22 protein-coding genes are annotated in these 20,571 nt (G+C 65.1%); 13 read left to right on the forward strand and 9 right to left on the reverse strand.

The genetic code is table 11. The features are described 5' to 3' along the window. Positions 1-21: 21 nt before the first annotated feature. Together B4N44_RS19060 and B4N44_RS19065 are read right to left on the reverse strand one after the other, a co-directional pair. A complete protein-coding gene (locus B4N44_RS19060) occupies positions 22-630 on the reverse strand; it encodes a hypothetical protein (RefSeq protein WP_296704432.1) in 609 nt (202 codons plus the stop codon). A 233-nt stretch (positions 631-863) separates the two neighbouring features. Further along, on the reverse strand, positions 864-2,495 hold the full coding sequence (locus tag B4N44_RS19065) for an arylsulfatase (RefSeq protein ID WP_296704434.1): 1,632 nt from the start codon (positions 2,493-2,495) through the stop codon (positions 864-866). A 582-nt stretch (positions 2,496-3,077) separates the two neighbouring features. Between B4N44_RS19065 and B4N44_RS19070 the strand changes: the two genes are divergently transcribed. Beyond that, complete coding sequence (locus B4N44_RS19070; RefSeq protein ID WP_296704436.1) at positions 3,078-4,751, forward strand: sigma 54-interacting transcriptional regulator; 1,674 nt, start codon at positions 3,078-3,080, stop codon at positions 4,749-4,751. Positions 4,752-4,768: 17 nt separating this feature from the next. Further along, the gene (locus B4N44_RS19075; protein ID WP_296704437.1) at positions 4,769-5,632 is read left to right on the forward strand and encodes a bile acid:sodium symporter family protein; all 864 of its coding nucleotides are present in this window, start codon (positions 4,769-4,771) and stop codon (positions 5,630-5,632) included. Between the two features lie 46 nt (positions 5,633-5,678). Here the strand turns inward: B4N44_RS19075 and B4N44_RS19080 are convergent, their stop codons facing one another. Then, positions 5,679-6,545 carry a YicC/YloC family endoribonuclease gene (locus B4N44_RS19080; RefSeq protein ID WP_296704440.1) on the reverse strand — a complete coding sequence of 289 codons (867 nt, stop codon included), beginning with the start codon at positions 6,543-6,545 and terminating at the stop codon, positions 5,679-5,681. A gap of 342 nt (positions 6,546-6,887) precedes the next feature. Here B4N44_RS19080 and B4N44_RS19085 point away from each other — a divergent pair, with 342 nt between their 5' ends. The 8 genes from B4N44_RS19085 (at position 6,888) to B4N44_RS19120 (ending at position 12,395) form a co-directional block, all read left to right on the forward strand. Further along, a complete protein-coding gene (locus B4N44_RS19085; protein ID WP_296704442.1) occupies positions 6,888-7,808 on the forward strand; it encodes a serine/threonine-protein kinase in 921 nt (306 codons plus the stop codon). Positions 7,809-7,880: 72 nt separating this feature from the next. Further along, a complete protein-coding gene (gene rph, locus B4N44_RS19090; RefSeq protein ID WP_296704550.1) occupies positions 7,881-8,600 on the forward strand; it encodes a ribonuclease PH in 720 nt (239 codons plus the stop codon). A gap of 40 nt (positions 8,601-8,640) precedes the next feature. Continuing rightward, positions 8,641-9,264, forward strand: a complete 624-nt coding sequence (gene rdgB / locus B4N44_RS19095) for an RdgB/HAM1 family non-canonical purine NTP pyrophosphatase (protein WP_296704445.1) — start codon at positions 8,641-8,643, stop codon at positions 9,262-9,264. Positions 9,265-9,276: 12 nt separating this feature from the next. Next, positions 9,277-9,999, forward strand: a complete 723-nt coding sequence (locus tag B4N44_RS19100; RefSeq protein ID WP_296704448.1) for a YggS family pyridoxal phosphate-dependent enzyme — start codon at positions 9,277-9,279, stop codon at positions 9,997-9,999. Between the two features lie 37 nt (positions 10,000-10,036). Beyond that, entirely contained in the window at positions 10,037-10,867 is an 831-nt protein-coding gene (gene proC, locus B4N44_RS19105; protein ID WP_296704451.1) for a pyrroline-5-carboxylate reductase, read from the forward strand. Beyond that, positions 10,864-11,439: a YggT family protein gene (locus tag B4N44_RS19110; RefSeq protein ID WP_296704454.1), complete on the forward strand. Its 576-nt coding sequence runs from the start codon at positions 10,864-10,866 to the stop codon at positions 11,437-11,439. Before proC ends, B4N44_RS19110 begins: the two co-directional genes overlap by 4 nt. Before the next feature lie 26 nt (positions 11,440-11,465). Continuing rightward, positions 11,466-11,756: a DUF167 domain-containing protein gene (locus tag B4N44_RS19115; protein ID WP_296704456.1), complete on the forward strand. Its 291-nt coding sequence runs from the start codon at positions 11,466-11,468 to the stop codon at positions 11,754-11,756. A gap of 195 nt (positions 11,757-11,951) precedes the next feature. Next, complete coding sequence (locus B4N44_RS19120) at positions 11,952-12,395, forward strand: DUF4426 domain-containing protein (RefSeq protein ID WP_296704459.1); 444 nt, start codon at positions 11,952-11,954, stop codon at positions 12,393-12,395. 187 nt (positions 12,396-12,582) lie between these two features. Here B4N44_RS19120 and B4N44_RS19125 read toward each other — a convergent pair whose 3' ends face one another. After that, on the reverse strand, positions 12,583-13,269 hold the full coding sequence (locus B4N44_RS19125; RefSeq protein ID WP_296704462.1) for a sulfite exporter TauE/SafE family protein: 687 nt from the start codon (positions 13,267-13,269) through the stop codon (positions 12,583-12,585). Positions 13,270-13,347: 78 nt separating this feature from the next. On the opposite strand from B4N44_RS19125, the gene pyrE reads away from it, so the two are divergent. Continuing rightward, entirely contained in the window at positions 13,348-13,989 is a 642-nt protein-coding gene (pyrE, locus tag B4N44_RS19130) for an orotate phosphoribosyltransferase (RefSeq protein ID WP_296704465.1), read from the forward strand. 122 nt (positions 13,990-14,111) lie between these two features. Here pyrE and argB read toward each other — a convergent pair whose 3' ends face one another. Genes argB through coaBC form a run of 4 tightly spaced genes read right to left on the reverse strand, consistent with a single transcriptional unit; the run spans position 14,112 to position 18,105 of the window. Then, positions 14,112-15,008, reverse strand: coding sequence for an acetylglutamate kinase (gene argB / locus B4N44_RS19135; RefSeq protein WP_296704468.1), 897 nt, complete (start codon positions 15,006-15,008; stop codon positions 14,112-14,114). 38 nt (positions 15,009-15,046) lie between these two features. Continuing rightward, a complete protein-coding gene (locus B4N44_RS19140; protein ID WP_296704470.1) occupies positions 15,047-16,438 on the reverse strand; it encodes a phosphomannomutase/phosphoglucomutase in 1,392 nt (463 codons plus the stop codon). Between the two features lie 13 nt (positions 16,439-16,451). Beyond that, complete coding sequence (gene dut / locus B4N44_RS19145) at positions 16,452-16,910, reverse strand: dUTP diphosphatase (protein ID WP_296704473.1); 459 nt, start codon at positions 16,908-16,910, stop codon at positions 16,452-16,454. Further along, complete coding sequence (coaBC, locus tag B4N44_RS19150; RefSeq protein WP_296704476.1) at positions 16,894-18,105, reverse strand: bifunctional phosphopantothenoylcysteine decarboxylase/phosphopantothenate--cysteine ligase CoaBC; 1,212 nt, start codon at positions 18,103-18,105, stop codon at positions 16,894-16,896. The genes dut and coaBC overlap by 17 nt, the downstream gene beginning before the upstream one ends. Positions 18,106-18,173: 68 nt before the next feature. Here coaBC and radC point away from each other — a divergent pair, with 68 nt between their 5' ends. Then, complete coding sequence (gene radC, locus B4N44_RS19155) at positions 18,174-18,848, forward strand: RadC family protein (RefSeq protein ID WP_296704479.1); 675 nt, start codon at positions 18,174-18,176, stop codon at positions 18,846-18,848. A 176-nt stretch (positions 18,849-19,024) separates the two neighbouring features. Here the strand turns inward: radC and B4N44_RS19160 are convergent, their stop codons facing one another. Continuing rightward, positions 19,025-19,399: a thiol-disulfide oxidoreductase DCC family protein gene (locus tag B4N44_RS19160; RefSeq protein ID WP_296704485.1), complete on the reverse strand. Its 375-nt coding sequence runs from the start codon at positions 19,397-19,399 to the stop codon at positions 19,025-19,027. 229 nt (positions 19,400-19,628) lie between these two features. Between B4N44_RS19160 and B4N44_RS19165 the strand changes: the two genes are divergently transcribed. After that, positions 19,629-20,480 (forward strand): isocitrate lyase/PEP mutase family protein, encoded by an 852-nt coding sequence (locus tag B4N44_RS19165; RefSeq protein WP_296704488.1) that lies wholly within the window; start codon positions 19,629-19,631, stop codon positions 20,478-20,480. The last annotated feature ends 91 nt before the right edge of the window (positions 20,481-20,571 follow it).

The following is a 20,571-nucleotide window of genomic DNA, read 5'->3' on the forward strand; positions in this document are numbered from 1 at the left end:
CTGAGGAACGACGCTAATCACCTATGACAAATACCAAGGTTCATCCAGAAGCACTCGGCCCTTGACACCCACGACACCATCCCAAGTCACCTGCGTGGCGACGATCCCGGGTGTGACTGTGTATTGAGCGGCTGCAAGATCGAGGTCAAAGTCAAGCGCTAGATCCAGGTAACGCGCCCCCAGAATCAGGTCGAGGTTCGCGCGTTCGGTGTGAACAAGATTGAATACACCGCTCAGGTTGAAAACCCATCCCGTTGTCGCCACGCCCGCCGCGACATTCACGTTGCCGGTCGCACCCGACGCCAGACGGACAGGAACCTCCCCGCTCTCGTTTGCACGGACGTCGAGGTAGACCAGATCCGCCCCGACGGACCAGCGATCGCGGCGCGCCTCGAAGGCGCCCATGAAGGCCATATCGAGATTGCTGATGAGCGTGTCGAAGCCGACATCGACCTCGGCTCCGCTGGCCGTTTCGCCCTGAATACCAGCGCCCCATAGGTATAGCGTCACCCCATAGTGCCAATCACCGCTCGCTTCGGCAGCGAGACTCCCGAGCGGTGCGACCAAGAGAGCCGGCAAGGCCACCACGGATCCCATCGCGTAGACATGGGCGTCGGCGCGTCTGATCATAATCCTGTCCCGCTTTGTGCGCTTGAGATGCCGGATGCGGCTGCCCGGCAGTTATACCGAGCACGCGCGGATTTTTCGGCGAATTGCATGCCCCGCGTGTCAACACTGCGATCGGGTTCACCGCGTAAAGCTCACGTTTTTTCTTCTCCGATCGAGATACGAGGCAGGATAAGGACGAAGCGCCTTTGCGCCCCGTCCCGCCTCTCGATAGCGAATCGGCAACCAGTGGCGCTTTAGTTGCCAGGTCGGGTCAATGCCTCGAGCTGCTTCAGCGACTCCATAGCCCCAACCTTCTCGAGGGTTTGGTAGCCGATATTGCCTGCGGAGAGACTGGAACCCGGCTGGAACGGGTAGTCCGGGATGGTCATGAAGAAGTTTTTGATGACCTCCTGCATCGGAACCATGACCCACATGTTGTCGACGTACCAGCGCACGTACATCAAGGAGTGATGCGGCATCATCTCGTAGGGATCTTCATGAAGGTTCACGATCAAAGGCCAATTGGTCGCTTTACGGACTCCGAGCGCGATATTGCCGTCGACACCCGCAAAGTTGACCTTCCACGGACCGTAGCGGACGGCATTAAGCTCGCCGCCTTGGCCGAAATACAGAAACGATTTGCGTGGACTTTCCTCCGCCTCGCCCTTGAAGAACGGCAGGAAGTTGTGGCCGTCGAGGTGCACACGCCAGTCCTTGCCGTTTGCCGAATACCCCTGTTTCATCTCGTCCACCAGGTCCGACTCGCCGACCGCGGCCATCAGGGTCGGGATCCAGTCCTCGTGGGACATCAGCTCATTGAACTTGGTACCGGGCTTTACAGTGCCGGGCCAGCGAACCATGGCGGGGACCCGCATACCGCCTTCCCATGTCGTGCCCTTCTCCCCGTAAAACGGCGTAATGCCGCCGTCGGGCCAGGTCACGGTCTCGGCGCCGTTGTCGGTGGAGTAGATCACGATCGTGTTGTCCAACACGCCCAGGTCTTCGAGCTTCTTCAGGATCTGACCCACGTGGTCGTCGTGCTCGACAATACCGTCGGGATAGATGCCCACGCCGGTCCTTCCCTCGGATTCGGGCTTCAGGCGGGTCCAGACGTGCATGCGGGTGGTGGTGATCCAGGTAAAGAAGGGTTTGTCGTCCGCGTGGGCGCGATCGATGAAATCCAGTGCCTTGCCGACGATGACATCGTCGGCGGTTTCCATGCGCTCGCGGGTGAGCGGGCCGGTGTCTTCGATGCGGCCATCGGCAAACGAGTGAAGCACACCGCGCGGCCCGAAGCGCTTGTGGAACTCGGGATCCTTCGGGTAGTGGTAAGTCTCGGGCTCCTCTTCGGCGTTGAGGTGGTAGAGGTTGCCGTAGAACTCGTCGAAACCGTGGACGGTCGGCAGGTGCTTATCGCGGTCGCCGAGGTGGTTCTTGCCGAACTGACCGGTGGCGTACCCCTTGTCCTTCAACAGGTCGCCCAGGGTCGGCGCCCAGTCGGGGATGCCATGTTCGGAGCCGGGCATACCGATGGTGAGAAGGCCCGTGCGGAAGGGGTGCTGCCCGAGTATGAAGGCGGCACGCCCGGCCGTGCAGCTCTGCTGGGCGTAATAGTGCGTAAACATCCCGCCTTCGCTGGCGATCCGGTCGATGTTTGGCGTTTCGTAACCCATGACGCCGTGGTTGTAGGCGCTGATATTGTGCACGCCGATGTCGTCGCCCCAGATGACGACAACATTGGGTTTCGCCGTGTCCTCGGCAGAGGCCGGCGCGACCAGGGCCAGGCTGCCGCCGAGGGCGAGCAAAGCCAGCCCCAGCGATGCGCCCATGCGACCCGGGGAACAAGCACCGCGACGGTCCTGTTCTTTGGATATCAACTGAATCATTCTTCCAGCCTCCTCGAAATCAGTAGGTGTTTTTTCGGATCTCTCACGAGATCTTGTCTTGATCCTCATCATGACCGGTCGGATCCGCCGGTTCGCCGAGCAACAGCGCAAGGTAGGGCGAGCAATTCACAAGGCGTGCTCCTCGCGCCGCAGCCCATCTCAGGAGGTCCAGTGCAGATGCGTCCGCCTGTCGCAAATCGGCGAGATCCACGGTCAGCAGCCCCGCCGACGGCTCGACGCAAACGCGCTCCAGCTCCGCGATACCGTCGGCCTCCAGCCAACCGTCGACCTTGACGAGGTTTCCCCCGGGGCATCCAGACGTGTAATCCGAAAGGTCATGTCGTGCGATCGAGCAGAATCCGATCCAATCCTGAAACGATAACTCGACATTTCATCAAGATACTGAATCAATTAATAATTTCAGGATCTTGACGACCGAGCATGCGGAGACAAGGAGGTTTCTCGTTGCCGAGAGCGACGACATGCAGTGGTTTCTCTCACGAAATCTCGTCAATCTCGAAATACCGTGGCTCGGGAAAATGCGGGTACACTTGCGGCACGTCCGAAGCATCTTTATCAGTGATGTCTATCCCTCCCGCAGCAAATCGCGATCGAGATGCCGACACTTCGCCGGATGCCCCGAGCAACGCGACCGGCTTCGAAGATCTCCTCGCAGATCTGACGGCGTCGTTCGTCAACGTGGAGCCGGAGGCACTCGACGACCTGATCGTGGATGCCCTGCGACGTATCGTGCAATTCCTCGGGGTCGACCGCAGCACGCTAGGCCGTTATGAACACAACTCCGGACAGCTCATGACGACGCACTCCTGGGCGGTGCCGGGCATCGAGCCGGTGCCATCGCCGATTGCCGAGTCCCGCTTTCCCTATCTGGCCCCGCGGATGCGCTCCGGCAGCGCAGTGGTCTTTAACCGGATTACCGACCTTCCGCCCGAGGCGGCCGCCGACGCGTCGGCCCTGAGCAAACTCGGGCTTCGCTCCATGGCCACCTTTCCGCTGTCGGCGACCGGCGGCCCGCTCGGCTGGCTGTCGTTCGGGGCAATCCGCCGGACACACGTCTGGACCGAGCCCGAAGTCCGACGCCTGCGCCTGCTCGCCGGGGTCTTTGCAAATGCAATGCTGCGAAGGCGCAAAGAGGTGGAGCTCAAGGCCGCGCTCGCAGAGAACCTGGCGCTGCGCGAGCGGGTGGAAGCGGAGAACGCGGTGTGGCGAGAAGAGGTGCTGCATTGCCGCGAATTCGACGAACTGGTCGGGGAAAGCCCGGCCCTGAAGCGGGTGCTGCTTCAGTTGGAGCAAGTCGCCCCCACCGACAGCACGGTCCTGGTGCTGGGCGAGACCCGCACCGGCAAGGACTTGATCGCGACCGCCATCCACAAACGCAGCCGCAGGGCCGAGCGACCACTCATTCGGGTCAATTGCGCGGCCTTGCCGGCCACACTCATCGAGAGCGAGCTGTTCGGCCACGAGAAGGGCGCGTTCACCGGCGCCATCGCCCGCAAGGTCGGCCGTTTCGAGGTTGCCGACGGCGGCACCTTGGTTCTGGACGAGATCGGCGAGCTGCCCCTGGAGCTGCAGGCGAAGCTCCTGCGTGTCTTGCAGAGCGGCGAGTTCGAACGGCTGGGCTCGACGACGACCCGGCACAGTGACGCTCGGTTGATTGCTTCGACCAATCGTGATCTCGAGACCATGTCGCGAGAAGGAACCTTCCGTGCCGACCTCTACTATCGTCTCGGCGTCTTCCCCATCACGCTGCCGCCGCTGCGCGAGCGCCGGGAGGACATCGCCCTGCTTGCGGCCTATTTTGTCGAGAAGCTCCGGGCCAAACTGGGCCGCCAGGTGACCCGCATCCCGGACCATGCCATCGCCGATTTGATGGCTTACGATTGGCCTGGCAACGTGCGGGAGCTGGAGAACATCGTCGAGCGCTCCCTCATCCTCTCGTCGGGCTCGACCCTGTCGGTCGACCGCCTCCCCGGCGCCCACGGGGTGAGGCCCATGCAGGGCGCGGCGCCGGGTCCCGGGACTGCGGACGACAACCGCACGCTGAAGCATGTGGAGCGCGACCACATCCTGGCGGGGTGCGAGCGCTGCGGCTGGCGCATCAATGGTGCGGGCAATGCCGCGGAGCGCTTGGGGATTAATCCCAACACGCTGCGCTCGAGGATGCTGAAGCTGGGTATCCTGCGGCCCGCCACGGCACACGAAGGGAGAAGTCGTTCCGGGCGCCGCCTTCCGTGACCGGCGGGGCACCGATCTTGGACCTCGCGATCCCGGCGCTCGTCTGGCTGCTGATGCTGGTCGTTGGGCTAGAGCTCACCCCGGGTGATTTTCGACGGGTTCTGGTCTATCCGCGAGCGGTCGGCATCGCCACCTTGGGCCAGCTCCTGCTGCTTCCCGCATGTGCCGCCCTGCTGATTTGGGCAGCACGGCCTGAGCCCTGGATCGTCGCCGGGATGATCCTGCTCGCCGCGAGCCCGGGCGGGGCTATCTCCAACCTCTACAGCTATCTCGGCAGGGGCAACGTCGCCCTGTCGGTCACCCTGACCGCCTTGTCCACCCTCCTCGCCTTGGGGACCATGCCTGCCCTGACCGCCGCCGGATTGGCGCTGTTCCTCCAGGAATCGCATCGTCTCGTGATTCCGGCGGGTCGCATGATCGGTCAGCTGAGTCTGATGATGCTCCTTCCCTTGACGCTCGGCATGGCCTTGCGCGCGTGGAGGCCGGCCGGTGTCGCCGCAGCACGTCAGCCCTTGCGAATCTTGAGTCTCGTCGGCCTTGCCTGCCTGGTAGGCATCATTCTGATCGACCAGCGCGAGGATCTAACGGCGGCTGTACGCGCGGCCCTTCCGACCGCCCTGCCCTTCTGCATCATCACGATGGCGGCTGGCTTCATCGTGGGGTGGGTGGCGCGCCTTTCGAGCGAGGACCGCTTCACCCTGCTGATCGAATTCAGCACCCGCAATCTCGGATTGGTCGCCATCATGGGTGCCCTGATCATGGGTCAGGTCAAGCTGGTGCTGTTCGCGACCCTGGTCTTCCTGATCGAGCTGCCCATCGTCTTGATCTTGATCGCGATACGCTCGCATTTGGCCGGAGATCCAAACAAGACTCTCGCCTGAGGGTCTCTTGTTCTGCGCCCCCGGAGAAGCGCGCGGAAACGCCCCGTCACTCCAGATTCTGAACCTGCTCGCGCATCTGTTCGATCAGGACCTTCATCTCGACCGCCTCGCGGGTCACCTCCACATCGGCCGACTTGGAGCCGAGCGTGTTGGCCTCTCGGTTGAGTTCCTGCATGAGAAAATCCAGGCGGCGTCCGACCGGCTCGCGGCGTTTGAGCACGTCCCGAACCTCGGCGACGTGAGCCTCGAGACGGTCCATCTCCTCGTCCACATCCAGCCGTGCCGCGACCAGGGCCATCTCCTGCTCCAAGCGGGCAGGATCCAGCTCGGCGCGCAGCTCGGCGAGTCGATCGGCGAGGCGTCGTCGCACGCTCGTCATCACCTCGGGCATCCGGGCGCGCACGCGCACCACGCTCTCCTGCAGGCGATCGCAGCGATCGACCAGGAGGCGCTCGAGACGCTCGCCCTCGCGCTCGCGGGTCGCGAGCAGGGTGTCGATGGCGGTCTCCAGAAGATCCAGTGCGGCGGCCGTCACCTCGTCCAGATCGCGGTCCTGCTCCTGGAGCACGCCGGGCCAGCGCAGCAGCTCGAAGGGCGAGGGCTCGATGCCGCGGCCGATGATGGCGCCCACCTCCTGACCCGCAGCCAGCAACTGCTCGACGAATGCGCGGTTGACCCGCAGACTTCCGCCGAGTCCGACGGCCGGGACGTAGCGTAGGTTGCAGTCGAGCTTGCCGCGTTGGACACGGGCGGCCAGGCGCGTGCGCACGCTGGTTTCGAGCGCACGCAGCTCCTCGGGCAACCGCAGGTGCGGTTCGAGATAGCGGTGGTTGACGGCCCGCAGCTCCCACGTCAGCTCGCCGAAATCACCGGAGCGCGACTCGCGCGCGAAGGCCGTCATACTTTTGATCATGGGGTCGTCCCTTGGGTGGTCATGTGGGGGTGCGACATGGGCATCGACGCTCGGGCTCGTCGAGCGGCTGCGAGGCCGCTAAACTGGATCCGGACGCGAGGCATCTATTATCCGGGTCGGCCTGTCCGACGCAACGGCGAAACGCCTTCCGTGACGCACGAATACGAGTCTCGGTCGGAGTGCGCCCGGCTCCGAACGCACGGTTCAAAAGATCGACCGTACCTGCCCGCCGATCCATTGCCTTGTTGCGCGCGCGGGCGCAGGATTCGGTCCCGAGCGTTTGACGCTCCCGCGGCTCGCTGCGTGCCGCCGGATCCTGAACGGAGACCGACAGAGACGATCATGGCCGTCGCCCGAGACAGCCTTCCGGCCGGCACCTTGCTGGGTCCATATCGGGTCGTGAAGACCCTCGCGCAGGGCGGTTTCAGCCTTATCTACCTCGCCTACGACGAGGACTCGGGCGAAGAGGTCGTCATCAAGGAATACATGCCCAAGAAGATCGCGCGGCGCGAAAGTGCGCGGCGCGTGATGGCGAGCGAGCCGCAGCTCGCCGCGAATCTCCATCAGGGACGCAAGCTGTTCTTTCAGGAGGCCAAGGCCCTTGCCGCGCTGAAACATCCCTCGATCGTTCGGGTACTGGATTTCTTTCTCGCCAACGATACGGGCTATCTGGTGATGCCCAACGAGCGGGGACGCAACCTCGGGGCCTATGTTGCGGAACGTCGCGGCGGACTCAGTACGACCTTCATCCTCGATGTCTTCATCCCGGTCCTGGATGCCTTGTCGCTGCTGCATCGCCGCTCCATGGTCCACCTGGACGTGAAGCCCGGCAACATCCATCTGCGACACGGCAATCGACCCCTGCTGCTCGACCTTGGCGCCGCTCGCGCCTTGGCGAAAGGACGCGCGCGCGGCGGGCAGGTCATCACCGCCGGTTATTCGCCGATCGAGCAGCATCTGTGCGACGGTCATATCGGTCCCTGGACCGATGTCTACGCAGTCGGGGCCAGCATCCGCGCCTGCATGGAAGGGCGCACGCCGCCCCCCGCACCCGAGCGTCGGAAGGAGGACACCTTGATTCCGGCCACGGTGGAGCTGAAAACCCGGTATCCTTTCCCCCTGCTCAGGCTGGTCGATTGGTCGATGTCGCTGGAGAGCGGCGACCGTCCACAGGATGCCGGAGAACTCCTCGCGGCGGTGCTCGAGGAGGTGGCCCGGAGCCCGGACAGGGTGTCGGGCACACCGTCGAGCGCATCCGAATAATCACGCCACGCCACACCCTTTCCGGTTTCGAGATCGAGCATCGCCATGACAGACACCTCGGCAAACGCCTCTGTGCGACCCTCCGGACGCCGCCCCGACGAGCTGCGCCCGATTCGACTGACCCGCGGCTTCACCCGCCACGCGGAAGGCTCCGTGTTGGTCGAGTTCGGCGAGACGCGCGTGCTCTGCACGGCGAGCGTGGAGTCGCAGGTTCCGCCCTTTCTCAAGGGTCAGGGCAAGGGCTGGGTGACCGCCGAGTACGGGATGCTCCCGCGTGCGACCGATACGCGCAGTCCGCGAGAGGCTGCTCGCGGCAAGCAGGGTGGTCGCACGCTCGAAATCCAGCGCCTGATCGGTCGGTCGCTGCGCGCGGCGATGGATCTGAACGCACTCGGCGAGCGCTCCATCACGCTCGACTGCGATGTCCTGCAGGCCGACGGGGGCACCCGCACAGCCTCCATCACCGGGGCCTGGGTCGCCTTGCGCGACGCGATCGACGGACTTCTGGCGCGCGGAGAGATCACGACCGATCCGCTGCGCACGCAGATCGCCGCCGTCTCGGTCGGCATCGTGCAGGGTGTGGCCGTTCTCGATCTGGACTTTGCCGAGGATGCGACGGCAGAGACCGACATGAATCTGGTGATGGACGGCGAGGGCCGATTCGTCGAGGTCCAGGGGACCGCCGAGGGCGTACCCTTCTGCCGCGAGGAGCTCGACGCACTCATCGCGATCGGCGCCGCCGGCATCCGCGAGATCCAGACCGCTCAGCGCGCCGCACTGCAAGGCGCATGACAGGGGTGCTCGCACCCGATCAGCAGACAAGGAGAATGGCATGAGTATCCCGCACGCCGGCGAGGCCCTCGTCCTGGCCAGCAACAACCCCGGCAAGGCCAGAGAGATCAACCAACTGCTTCTGAGTGCCCGCATCAAGGCGGTTCCTCAAGGCGATTTTGCCGTGCCGAACGTCGCCGAGACCGGGCTGACCTTCGTGGAGAACGCTATCCTCAAGGCACGCCACGCCGCGCGCTACAGCGATCTTCCGGCCCTGGCCGACGATTCCGGTCTGGAGGTCGACGCGCTCGCCGGTGCGCCCGGCATCTATTCCGCGCGCTACGCCGGTCCCGGGGCATCCGATACGGCCAATCTGCAAAAGCTGCTGGCCGACTTGGAGGGAGTGGAAGAATCCAAGCGCACCGCCCGATTCCAGTGTGTCCTGGTCTATCTGCGCCACCCCGCCGACCCGACACCGCTCATCTGCCAGGGCACCTGGGAGGGCTCGATCCTCACCGCACCGCGCGGGGAGCACGGCTTCGGGTACGACCCGATCTTCTGGGTGCCGACGCACGGTTGCAGCTCCGCAGAGCTGGATCCGGAGACCAAGAATCGGCTGAGCCACCGGGGTCAGGCCCTGCGTGCGCTGCAGGTCCTCTTGGAGTCGGCGGGCGCCGACACCTGACGGGGCGGCACGATGGAAATGCTCGGGGCGATCGGCGACGACGGCATCCGGAGACATCTGGGCGAGGTGCATGAGCGCATCCGCGCGGCGGCCGAGCGGGCCCAGCGCCCGCCGGACAGCGTTGCGCTGCTCGCCGTCAGCAAGACCCACGGCGCCGAGGCCGTGCGCGCGGCCTACGCCGCCGGTCAACGGGCATTCGGCGAGAGCTATGTGCAGGAGGCGATCGAGAAGATTCCCCTGCTCGCCGACCTGCCGGATATCGAGTGGCACTTCATCGGCCGGATCCAGGCGAACAAGACTCGCCAGATCGCCGCCCGTTTCGATTGGGTCCACGGGCTGTCCGACCCGGCCCACGCCCGACGCTTGAGCGAGCAACGTCCGAGCGACTTACCCGCGCTCAAGGTCTGCATCCAGGTCAACGTCAGCGGCGAGACCACCAAGGGCGGTGTCGAGCCGGACGCGGTCGCGGGCATGATTGCCGTCTGCGAGGCGCTGCCCGGTCTGGACGTGCGTGGACTCATGACGCTGCCGGCACCCGCCGAGGACGAAGACGCGCAGCGCGTGCCCTTTCGCGCCCTGCGTCTCCTGCGCGATCGGCTGGCCACCCCGAACCACCCGCTCGTCTGTCTGTCGATGGGCATGTCCGACGACCTGGAGGCCGCGATCCTCGAAGGCGCGACCCTGGTTCGGGTGGGCACGGCAGTCTTCGGGCCGCGGCCGTATAATGCGGGCTGATCGTTCCTCTTAGCCTCCGATCTCTTTAGGGCTCGACATGACGACAACCAGGATTGCCTTTATCGGTGGCGGCAACATGGCCACCAGCCTGATCGCCGGTCTCGTTGCCGACGGCTATGCGCCGGACTCGCTCCAAGTGGCCGACCCCAACCCGGATCGTCGCGAGATGCTGCAAACCCGCTATGGAGTAAGGGTCTTCTCGGACAATCGCGACGCTCTGGCCGAGGCCGATACACTCGTGCTCTGCGTCAAACCGCAGCTCGCCGCGCAGGTCTGCTCCGAGATCGCCGATGCCGCGTCGGCGCGCGCCCCACTTGTGCTCTCCATCATGGCGGGCGTACCCGAGCAGGCGATTCAGCGCTGGCTCGGCGGCACCGTGGCGGTCGTGCGCGCCATGCCCAACACTCCCGCGATGGTGCAGACGGGCGCCATCGGGCTGCATGCCAGTCCGGAGGTCGGCGAGGAGGGCCGTAACCGTGCCGAGACCATTCTGCGCGCCGTCGGCCTGACCCGCTGGGTCGAGACCGAGGCCCAAATCGACGCGGTGACCGCACTCTCGGGGAGCGGTCCGGCCTACTTTTTCCTCTTCATGGAGGCGCTGGAGGAGGCCGGCATCTCGCTCGGGCTCGACGCCGAGACCGCCCGGCTACTGACCATCCAGACCGCGCTGGGTGCGGCCAAGATGGCGGTGGAGAGCGAGGATACGCCCGGACAGCTGCGCGAGCGTGTCACCTCGCCCGGCGGCACGACCGAACGTGCACTCGAGCACCTGCTCAAGGCCGATCTACACGCACTGATGAAGCGCGCCGCGCACGCCGCACATGATCGTGCGGTCGAGATCTCACGGAGCCTGTCGGAGCAAGCATGAGTGCGTCCTATCTGACCAACCCGGCCGTCTTCCTGATCCAGACCCTGTTCGGGCTCTATATTACCCTGGTCGCGATCCGCTTCCTGCTGCAATGGGCGCGGGCCGATTTCTACAATCCGATCTCGCAGTTCGTGGTCAAGCTGACCTCGCCCGTGCTGCGCCCGCTGCGCCAGGTGATCCCGGGCTATGCCGGCATGGATTTGGCCGCCTTGGTGCTGGCCTGGCTACTCAAGTCAGTCGAGCTAGGGCTGCTGGTGACGGTGCTGGGGCTGAACGTCTCGATCTTCGGCGCGCTGGGTTGGGCGGTGCCTGCCGTCATCCAGCTCTTCATCAACATCTTTTTGTTCGGGATCTTGATTCGCGTCATCCTCAGCTGGGTCAATCCGGATCCCTACAACCCAGCGGTCGCACTTCTGACGCGCCTGACGGATCCGATCATGCGCCCGGCGCAGCGTATGATTCAACCGATCGGCGGGATCGACCTCTCGCCCATGGCGGTGATCATCGGGTTGGTTCTGCTCGAGATGCTGCTGATCCCGCCGCTGAAGTGGCTGGTGGGCAGCCCTTTCTGAGACTTCACGAGCCGCCCGAAAGCGGAATGACCTGGCACCGGTGGAATGGCGACGACTTGGAGCTTGCGCTGCGCGTGAAACCGCGAGCACCCAAGGACGCCTTCATCGGGCCGGATGGCGATCATTATCGGGTCGCCCTCAAGGCACCGCCCGTCGAGGGCAAGGGTAATCTGGCGCTGCGGAAGTTCATCGCGAATGCCTTCGGTGTCGCGCCGTCCAAGGTGTCCGTCATCGGCGGCGAGCAATCGCGATACAAGCGGCTGCGGATTCAGGCGCCGCGGACATTCCCGATCCCGGTGAAACCGCGCTCGCAGTGATATGGCTCGTCCCGACGGATGCTCGGAGCTGCAGCAACCCCGACAACTGGGCGCCAGCGCAGTTCAGAGATTTTTTACGGACTTCTGAACCGCGTCGACTGGATCGGTCGTTGATTCACCGACGTCCGAACCCAGGTGTCGAGAACGCACATCGCAACGGACGCGGCTCATCTTATCCGCCGAACGAGGTTTACCATGATCATTCAACGGACCTTTGGGATCCTGATTGCCGCCGGTCTGCTCACCGCCCAAAGCGCTTGGGCCGAAGGCCCGGTCACGGCAGGCGACTGCAGCATCTACGCCAACGCCATGACGGCCGAGACGCTCAACCCCGAGATCGCGAATCTCTACCGGATTCAGCGCAGCAAGCTCAACGGCGTGCTGAGCGTCTCGGTCGTCAAGCCGCACCCGGACGGGACGCGTGAAAACGTACCAGCGCAGGTCGAGGCCACCGCACGCACCGGCGACGGCCCCGCGGGCATGATCCCGATGCGCGAGATCAGCGTCGGGGAAGGCGTGTCCTATATCGGCCAGTTTCCGATCGCAGATCTCCAGATCGTGGATTTCGCGATCCAGGTGACCCCGCCCGGAGGCGAACCCGCGGCGATCGAGCTGCAGCAGCAGTTCTTCACGGATTAAACCGCGTCGCCTCGCGACAGGCGAGGCTTGGCGTCAATCGGATCAATGCGGTCGCCCATAAACTTTTTAGCTGACGCGGTTTAAGATATTAATTTTTTCAAATACTTAAATCGCGCCAGCTCCAGCGTTCCCAGTGCGTACGACCCCGACCCCTCTGATCACGCGGCGCATCACTGAAGAGCGCGATTTAATAGAGCTGCCAGAGGGCGTAGAGGCCGAAGCCGATGACCAACAGCCCGGCGACTTGCTTGACCCATGCGCGCTCGGAGATGCGTGCGGCGGCGCCGGCGAGTAGACCGATGCCGAGGAGATTCGGGAGCGTGCCGGCGCCGAAGGCCAGCATGACGAGCGCCCCGTCCAGGACGCTTCCGGTGGCGACCGCCGTGATGAGGACGCTGTAGACGAGACCGCAGGGGATCCAGGCCCAGAGATAGCCCAGTGCCGCGGCCTGCATGGGGTTGCGAACCGGCAGGACGCGTCGACCCAAGGGCTCGAGACGCCGCCAAAGCACGGCTCCCGCGCGCTCGACGACGGCGATCAAACGCCACCAGCCGCCGAGATAGAGTCCGAGCAGGATCATCACGACACCGGCCAGGCCGTAAAGGACACGCTGCATCACCTGAAACGCATCGAGCTGGAGCAGCAAGGCACCGAGTCCGCCGAACAAGGCGCCGGCAGTGGCGTATCCTGCGATGCGCGCCAGATTGTAGGTCACCTGATAGGGCAGCATCAGCCAGGGGTCGCGGCGGATCTGCGGCTCCAGACCCAGGGTCAAGGAACCCACCAGGCCGCCGCACATGGACAGACAATGGACACCGCCCAGCAGGCCGACCAGAAAAGCGGTCAGATAGATTCCAAGCGGGGTCGTCATCATGCGCGGTACCTCGTCCAATAGAGAGCAGTTAGCGGTCGGCTTTCAGCAATCAGCTCATCGGCTCGAAAGGAAACCCGTATGAAAGATTACCAACGCAAATTTTTGGCCTTCGCCGCCGAGATCGGTGCATTGCGCTTCGGCGACTTCACGCTCAAGTCCGGACGCCAAAGCCCGTACTTCTTCAACGCAGGCCTCTTCAACACAGGCGAGCGGCTGTCCCGGCTCGGGAGCGCCTACGCGCGCTGCATCCTGGATGCCGCCCCGGGCTTCGACGTGCTGTTCGGACCGGCCTACAAGGGCATCCCCTTGGCGGCTGCAACCAGCATCGCACTTGCCGCGCAGTCCGGCCGAGACACTGCCTACGCCTTCAATCGCAAGGAGATCAAGAACCACGGCGAGGGCGGTCTGATCGTCGGCAGCCCCTTGGCCGGGCGGATCCTCATCATCGACGATGTGATCACCGCGGGCACCTCAGTGCGTGAATCGGTTCAGATCATCCGCGATGCCGGGGCCGAGCCGACCGGGGTCGTGATCGCACTCGATCGACAGGAGCAGGGCCAGGACGGGCGTTCGGCCGTCGCCGAGGTGACCGCGACCTTCGGCATCCCGGTCTACAGCATCGTCAGCCTGACCGACCTGATCGCCTACATCGAAGAACAGCCGCAGCTCGATGCCTTCGCCGACGCTGTACGGGCCTACCGAGTACGCTACGGGGTTTAGTGTTTTCCAAAACGATCGGTTTCACCGAGTCACTCCGGCCATCATGGCACGTAGCGCGGAGCGCCGCGGGGCATGCGTGACACCGCCGAGCGTGTGTCACGAGCGAAACCCCGAACCCTACCTCACCGACTGCGAATCAGCGTCCCGACGCCTTCGTCCGTAAAGAGATCGAGCATGACCGCATGCTCGACCCGCCCGTCGATGATGTGCGCGGACTTCACCCCGCCGTGCACCGCATCGAGTGCGCACTGCACCTTCGGCAGCATACCGCCTGCGATCACACCATCCTTGATCAGGGCGTGGACGCGGCCGACATCCAACTCCGTGATCAGATTGCCCTCGGCATCGAGCAGACCGGCCGTATTGGTCAGGAGCAGGAGCTTCTCGGCCTTGAGCACCTCGGCGATCTTGCCCGCGACCAGATCGGCATTGATGTTGTAGGAGCGGCCGTCTTCGCCGACGCCGATCGGTGCGATGACCGGGATGAAGTCGCCCTTCACCAGCATATGGACAACGGCGGCATCCACGCTCTCGACCTCGCCGACATGACCGATATCGATGATCTCGGGCTCGGCCAGCTCGGGCGCATCGCGTCTCAAAAGGAGCTTGCGTGCCCGGATCAGGTCGCCGTCCTTGCCGGTCAGACCGACCGCCGAGCCGCCGTGCCGGTTGATGAAGTTGACGATCTCCTTGTTCAACAGCCCGCCGAGAACCATCTCGACCACGTCCATGGTCTCGGCATCCGTGACCCGCATCCCCTGTACGAATTCGCTGACCTTCCCGAGACGCTTGAGCAGAGAGCCGATCTGCGGCCCGCCGCCATGCACGATCACCGGGTTGATCCCGACCATCTTCATAAGAACGACATCGCGCGCGAAGCCCTGTTTCAGGGTCTCGTCCACCATGGCGTTGCCGCCGTACTTGATCACGATGGTCTTGCCGCGGAAGCGCCGGATATAAGGCAGCGCCTCGATCAGGACGTGGGCGATGGTGTGGGCACGTTCGTTGAGGATGGTCATGGCTCGGTATCGCTCGGGTTGAAATGGGGCGGACTGAATCAAAAGGGCATCGCAAGCCCGGGCGCAGCCTCCGCCATGAGCAGGCGAAACCGCTCCTGCATGGCCCGGAGTGCGGCCGGGTCGTCGCCTTCGAAACGAAAGACCAGCTTGGGCAAGGTATTCGAGGCGCGCACCAGCCCCCAGGCGGCCGAGCCGTCGAGACGCAGGCCGTCGATGGTCTGTACTGCGAGATCCTCGACGCGATCGGCCAGCCGAATCACCCGCACCATGATCCGCTCGGCATCGCCCTCGGGCAACGGCAAGGCCAGCTCGGGTGTGGCGATGCCGCCGGGAAAGTCGCGGAAGAGCGCGTCCGTGGTGCGAGGATCGCGCGACAGGACCTCCAGAAGCCGCGCGCCGGCATAGAGTGCGTCGTCGAAGCCGAGCCAGCGCTCCTTGAACATGATGTGCCCGCTCAGCTCGCCGGCAAGCTGCGCATCGGATTCACGCAGCCGGGCCTTCAGCGGCGCATGTCCGGAGCGCCATGGCACCGGGCGACCGCCCGCGCGCCGGATCACCTCGCCGAGATGGCCCGTGCATTTAACGTCGAAGACGACCTCGCTCCCGGGGTGTCCGGTCAGGATATCGACGGCGAGACACATGAGGACCCGGTCGGCCGCGATGAAGCCGCCCGCGGCATCGATCACACCCAGACGATCACCATCGCCGTCGAAGCCGAGCCCAAGATCGGCGCCCTCCTGGACCACCTGCTTCGCGAGGGCCCGAAGACATTCGGGCCGGGCCGGATCCGGGACACGCTCGCCCATACCTGCATGCGGGTCGCAGTCGAGCGCGATGACCTCGCAGCCGAGCGCGCGAAAGAGGGCCGGCGCGATTGCCGAAGCGGTGGCGTTGCCGCAGTCCAGCACAACCCGCATGGGGCGGGCAAGGCGGATGTCGCGGACGATGCGCTCACGGTAACGCTCGGAGATATCGCGCTCCACAAGAGTACCGGCCCCGCTGGTGAGGTCGCACTCCAGGATGCGCCGTCGCAGGTCCTGAATCGTCGCGGCATCCGCGCTCATACCGCCGAAGACGACCTTGACCCCGTTGTAATCGGGCGGGTTGTGGCTGGCGGTGACGATCGCCCCGGCGTAGGGAGCGGCCTCGCAGCAGGCGAAATAGACCAGAGGCGTCGGGGCGATGCCCAGATCGACGACATCGATCCCGGCGGCGCGGATCCCGGCGATCAGGGCTTTGGTCAGGGCCGGACTGGAGGCGCGGCAGTCGCGTCCGACCATGACGGTACGATCGCCGCGCGCGGCGGCCTCGCTGCCGATCGCCTGCCCGATCGACCGCATGATCTCGGGTGTCAATTGGCGCTCGAGGATGCCGCGGATATCGTAGGCGCGGAAGATCTCGGGCGGCGCGGCGGGTGTGACCTCGGCCATGGGCGGCGGCGTGTCAGTGCTGGCCCGTATGCCCGAACCCGCCGCTGCCGCGCGCGGACGCGTCGAAGTCCTCGACGATCCTCAACGCGGCCTGCAGGACCGGAATCAATACGAGCTGGGCGATGCGCTCGCCGATCTCGATCCGGAAGGGCGCCGTCCCGCGGTTCCAGCAGGAGACCATGAGCGGCCCCTGATAGTCCGAGTCGATCAGCCCGACCAGGTTACCGAGCACGATGCCGTTGCGATGGCCGAGACCCGAGCGCGGCAGGATTAGACCCGCGACGTTGCGCTCGGCAATGTGGACGGCCATGCCGGTCGGAAGCAGCTCGGCCGCGCCGGGTGCAAGCTCGAGCGGGGCGTCGAGCATGGCACGCAGATCGAGCCCGGCCGAGCCCTCGGTCGCATAGGTCGGCAAGGGAAAATCGCGACCCAGGCGCGCGTCCAAGATCTTGACCTCAAGTGGATGCAGCATGGCGTTCGGCATAACGTTCCGCGAGGAGCACGGCCAGCTCGCGCGCGAGCTCGACCTTCGACATCATGGGCAGCGCGCGCTGCCCCCCGTTCCAGAGCACCAGCAGCGCGTTCTCGTTGCGCTCGAAGCCGCCCGAGGCGCCTCCGACCCGATTCGCCGCGATCATATCCAGCCGCTTGTCCTTCAGCTTGCCGCGGGCGTATTGCTCGACATCATTCGTCTCCGCCGCGAAGCCCAAGGTGAAGGGCGGCGACGGCAGAGCCGCGACCTCGGCCAGGATATCCGGGTTGCGCACCAGCCGGATCTCCAGCGCATCGGCGGCCTTTTTGATCTTGTTCCCCGCGGGCTCGGCGGGCCTGTAGTCCGCCACCGCAGCGGTGGCGACGAAGATGTCGCAGTCGCGGCTGCGCACCGTCACGGCCGCACGCATCTCCAAGGCCGTCTCGACCTTGACCAGCTCGGCGACGACAGGCGGTGCCAAGGCGCTCGGTCCGCTGACCAAGACCACGCGTGCGCCCAGATCGGTCAGCGCGGCTGCCAGCGCGTAGCCCATACGCCCGGAGCTGCGATTGCCCAGATAGCGCACCGGGTCGAGCGGCTCGCGGGTCGGACCGGCGGTCAGGAGGACGCGCACGCCGGCCAGCGGTTGCAGGTCCGAGCCGCTCAGCGCCTCGGCGATCTCGAGCGGCTCGAGCATCCGCCCGGGGCCTTGGTCGCCGCAGGCTTGGCTACCCACGCCCGGCCCCAGGATCCGCGCGCCGCGAGCCACCAGCCGGGCCAGATTGTCTCGGGTTGCCGGGTGACGCCACATCTGCTGATTCATCGCCGGGGCGAGGATCAGTGGCGCCTCGGTCGCGAGGGCCAAGGTCGTGAGCAGGTCGTCGGCGATCCCGGCCGCCAGACGCGCCATCAGGTCCGCGGTCGCCGGGGCGATCAGCAGCCGATCCGCCCAGCGGGCCAACTCGATATGCCCCATACCGGCCTCGGCCGCCGGGTCGAGCAGATCGGTCCGCACCGGGTGCCCGGAGACCGCCTGAAAGGTGAGAGGGCCGACAAACGCCGTCGCCGCGTGCGTCATGACCACCCGCACGACATGGCCGCGATCGCGCAGGCGACGCACGAGATCAACCGACTTGTAGGCTGAGATGCCGCCGCCGACACCGAGCAGCACCTGATTGCGGGGGCTTGGATCCATGACCTAACCGTGTACACTGCGTCTGCGGAACAGGCCGCAGTTTAGCGCAACCCATCGACGGAGGTCGCATGCCGATCAAGGACTGGCCGGAGGGCGAACGGCCGCGGGAGAAGCTCTTGGAGCGGGGGGCCGGCGCACTCTCGGACGCCGAGTTGCTGGCGCTGTTTCTGCGCACCGGCGTGCGCGGCAAGAGTGCGGTGGATCTGGCGCGCGAGCTGCTGAACGATTTCGACGGTCTCGTCGGGCTGCTCGCCGCGGATCAGAAGCGTTTTTGCGAAGGCAAGGGTCTCGGCACCGCCAAGTTCGCCGAGCTTCAGGCGGTCCTCGAGCTCAGCCACCGCTACCTACTCTCGCGGATTCGCGGTCAAGATGTGCTGGCCAGCCCGGAGGCCACGCGCGACTATCTCAAACTGCGCCTCTACGGCTCGCCGCACGAGATCTTCGCCTGTCTCTTCCTTGACAACCGACACCGGGTCATCAGCTACGACGAGCTGTTCCAGGGCACGATCGACGGAGCCAGCGTGCATCCTCGCGTCGTTGTGCAGCGGGTGCTCGCCACCAATGCCGCAGCCGTGATCTTCGCCCACAATCATCCCTCGGGTGTGGCCGAGCCCAGCCAAGCGGATCTGCGGATCACCCAACGTCTGAAGGAGGCTCTGAGTCTGATCGACGTGCGTGTTCTGGATCACGTCATTATCGGCGACGGCGAGGGCACTTCGCTGGCCGAGCGTGGGCTCCTTTAGTTCGAGTGAGTTGTCAGCTGTCAGCCTTCTGCCCGCTAATGTGCCGATTCCATCATCGTTTGGCCGGGGAGCGAAGATCCGGCTTCGGTAGACCGCAACGCGATCGTTGCTTTGCAGACTACGGCTGCTGGCTGGTGGCTGACAGCCGAAGGCGCGAAGCAAGTCCAACGCCGCGCTCACGGCGTCAAGGTGCAGGCGCCGTCCTTGCAACGGCGCCTCAACCGCCAGTCCGCGAAGTGCGCGTAGCCCCAATCGAGCGGCCTGACCAAGCGCAGACCCTGCACCAAGGCCGCGAGACGACGGTAGCCCGGCAGTCGACACCAGATCGCGACGAAGGCCGGAACACCGATCAGGAGACTGCCGTCGGTCTCTCTGGCGTGGATGCGGCGCATGGCGTCCGTCCGGTCGATGCCGGCCTCGGCCAATGCGCCGCCGTCATCCGTAATGTCGACCCAACGGATCGCACCCGCCTTATCGATTCGGCGGTAATGGGCAATCTCTTTGCTGCAGAGCGGGCAGCCGCCGTCGAAGTAGGCCGTGAATGCGGTCATGGTATGGTGACGTCGATGTCCGGGTGTTTTTCGGTGTGGCTCGAAGATGGATCCGCACGCGCGATCGCTCAACCCCACTGTTCGACGCTCGACCCCTCGACCCGCAAAAATTCATGGATGTTGTTGGTCACCAGGGTCGCGTCGAGACTCATGGCAGGGGCGGCAGCCGCGCACGGTGCCCTCGGCGGCTATACTCGGCCTCCGGCAAAAAACGACAGGATCGACCCACTTGAACGAGCCCGCCGCCCGGCTGCGCACACTCCTGGATCGCGGCGACATGCTCGTCATGCCCTGCTGCTTCGATGCACTATCGGCGCGCTTGATCGAGCAGGCCGGATTCCCGCTGACCTTCATGAGCGGTTTCGCCGTCTCGGCGAGCCGCCTCGCCCTGCCCGACACCGGGCTGATCTCGGTGACCGAGATGCTCGACCAGGGGCGCGCCATCTGCGATGCGGTGCGGATCCCGATCATCGGGGACGGCGACACCGGCCACGGCAATCCGGCCAACATCCGGCGTACCGTCGATCAGTATGCCCGCGCCGGCTTCGCCGGCATCATGATCGAGGACCAGGTCATGCCGAAACGCTGCGGCCACACCGGGGTGAAGGAGGTCGTGGAGCGCGACGAGGCGATCCGCCGGGTGCGCGCCGCCGTGGATGCGCGAGACGCAGGCGCCGGCACCCTGATCGTCGCGCGCACCGATGCACGCAGCACACTCGGCTTGGACGAAGCGATCCGGCGGATGCAGGCATTCGCGGACCTGGGCGCCGACATCCTCTTTCTCGAAGCACCGTGCGACGAGGCCGAGATGCGTCGCTTCTGCAAACAGGTACCGGGTATCAAGATGGCCAATATGCTCGAAGAGGGCATCACGCCCATACTGCCGCCCGCGATGCTCGCCGAGATCGGCTACGGGATCGCCGCCTACCCGCTGACCCTGTTGAGCACCGCCGTCTTCGCGATGCGCGAGGCCCTCGCCGACCTGGCCGCCGGACGCACACCGGAGCGAAGAGTCGACTTCCGCACGCTGCGCGAGCTGGTTGGATTCGATGCCTATGACGAGCTGTTGAAGCGCTACTAAACCGCGTCCAGAGCGAGATGCTCACTTTCGAGTGAGTTCGGCGTTTGGTGCATCCACCTCCCTTAGCGGGGACGCGGTTTAAAAGGCATCT

The organism is Thiocapsa sp. UBA6158, assembly GCF_002423035.1.
Taxonomy (GTDB): Bacteria; Pseudomonadota; Gammaproteobacteria; order Chromatiales; family Chromatiaceae; genus Thiocapsa.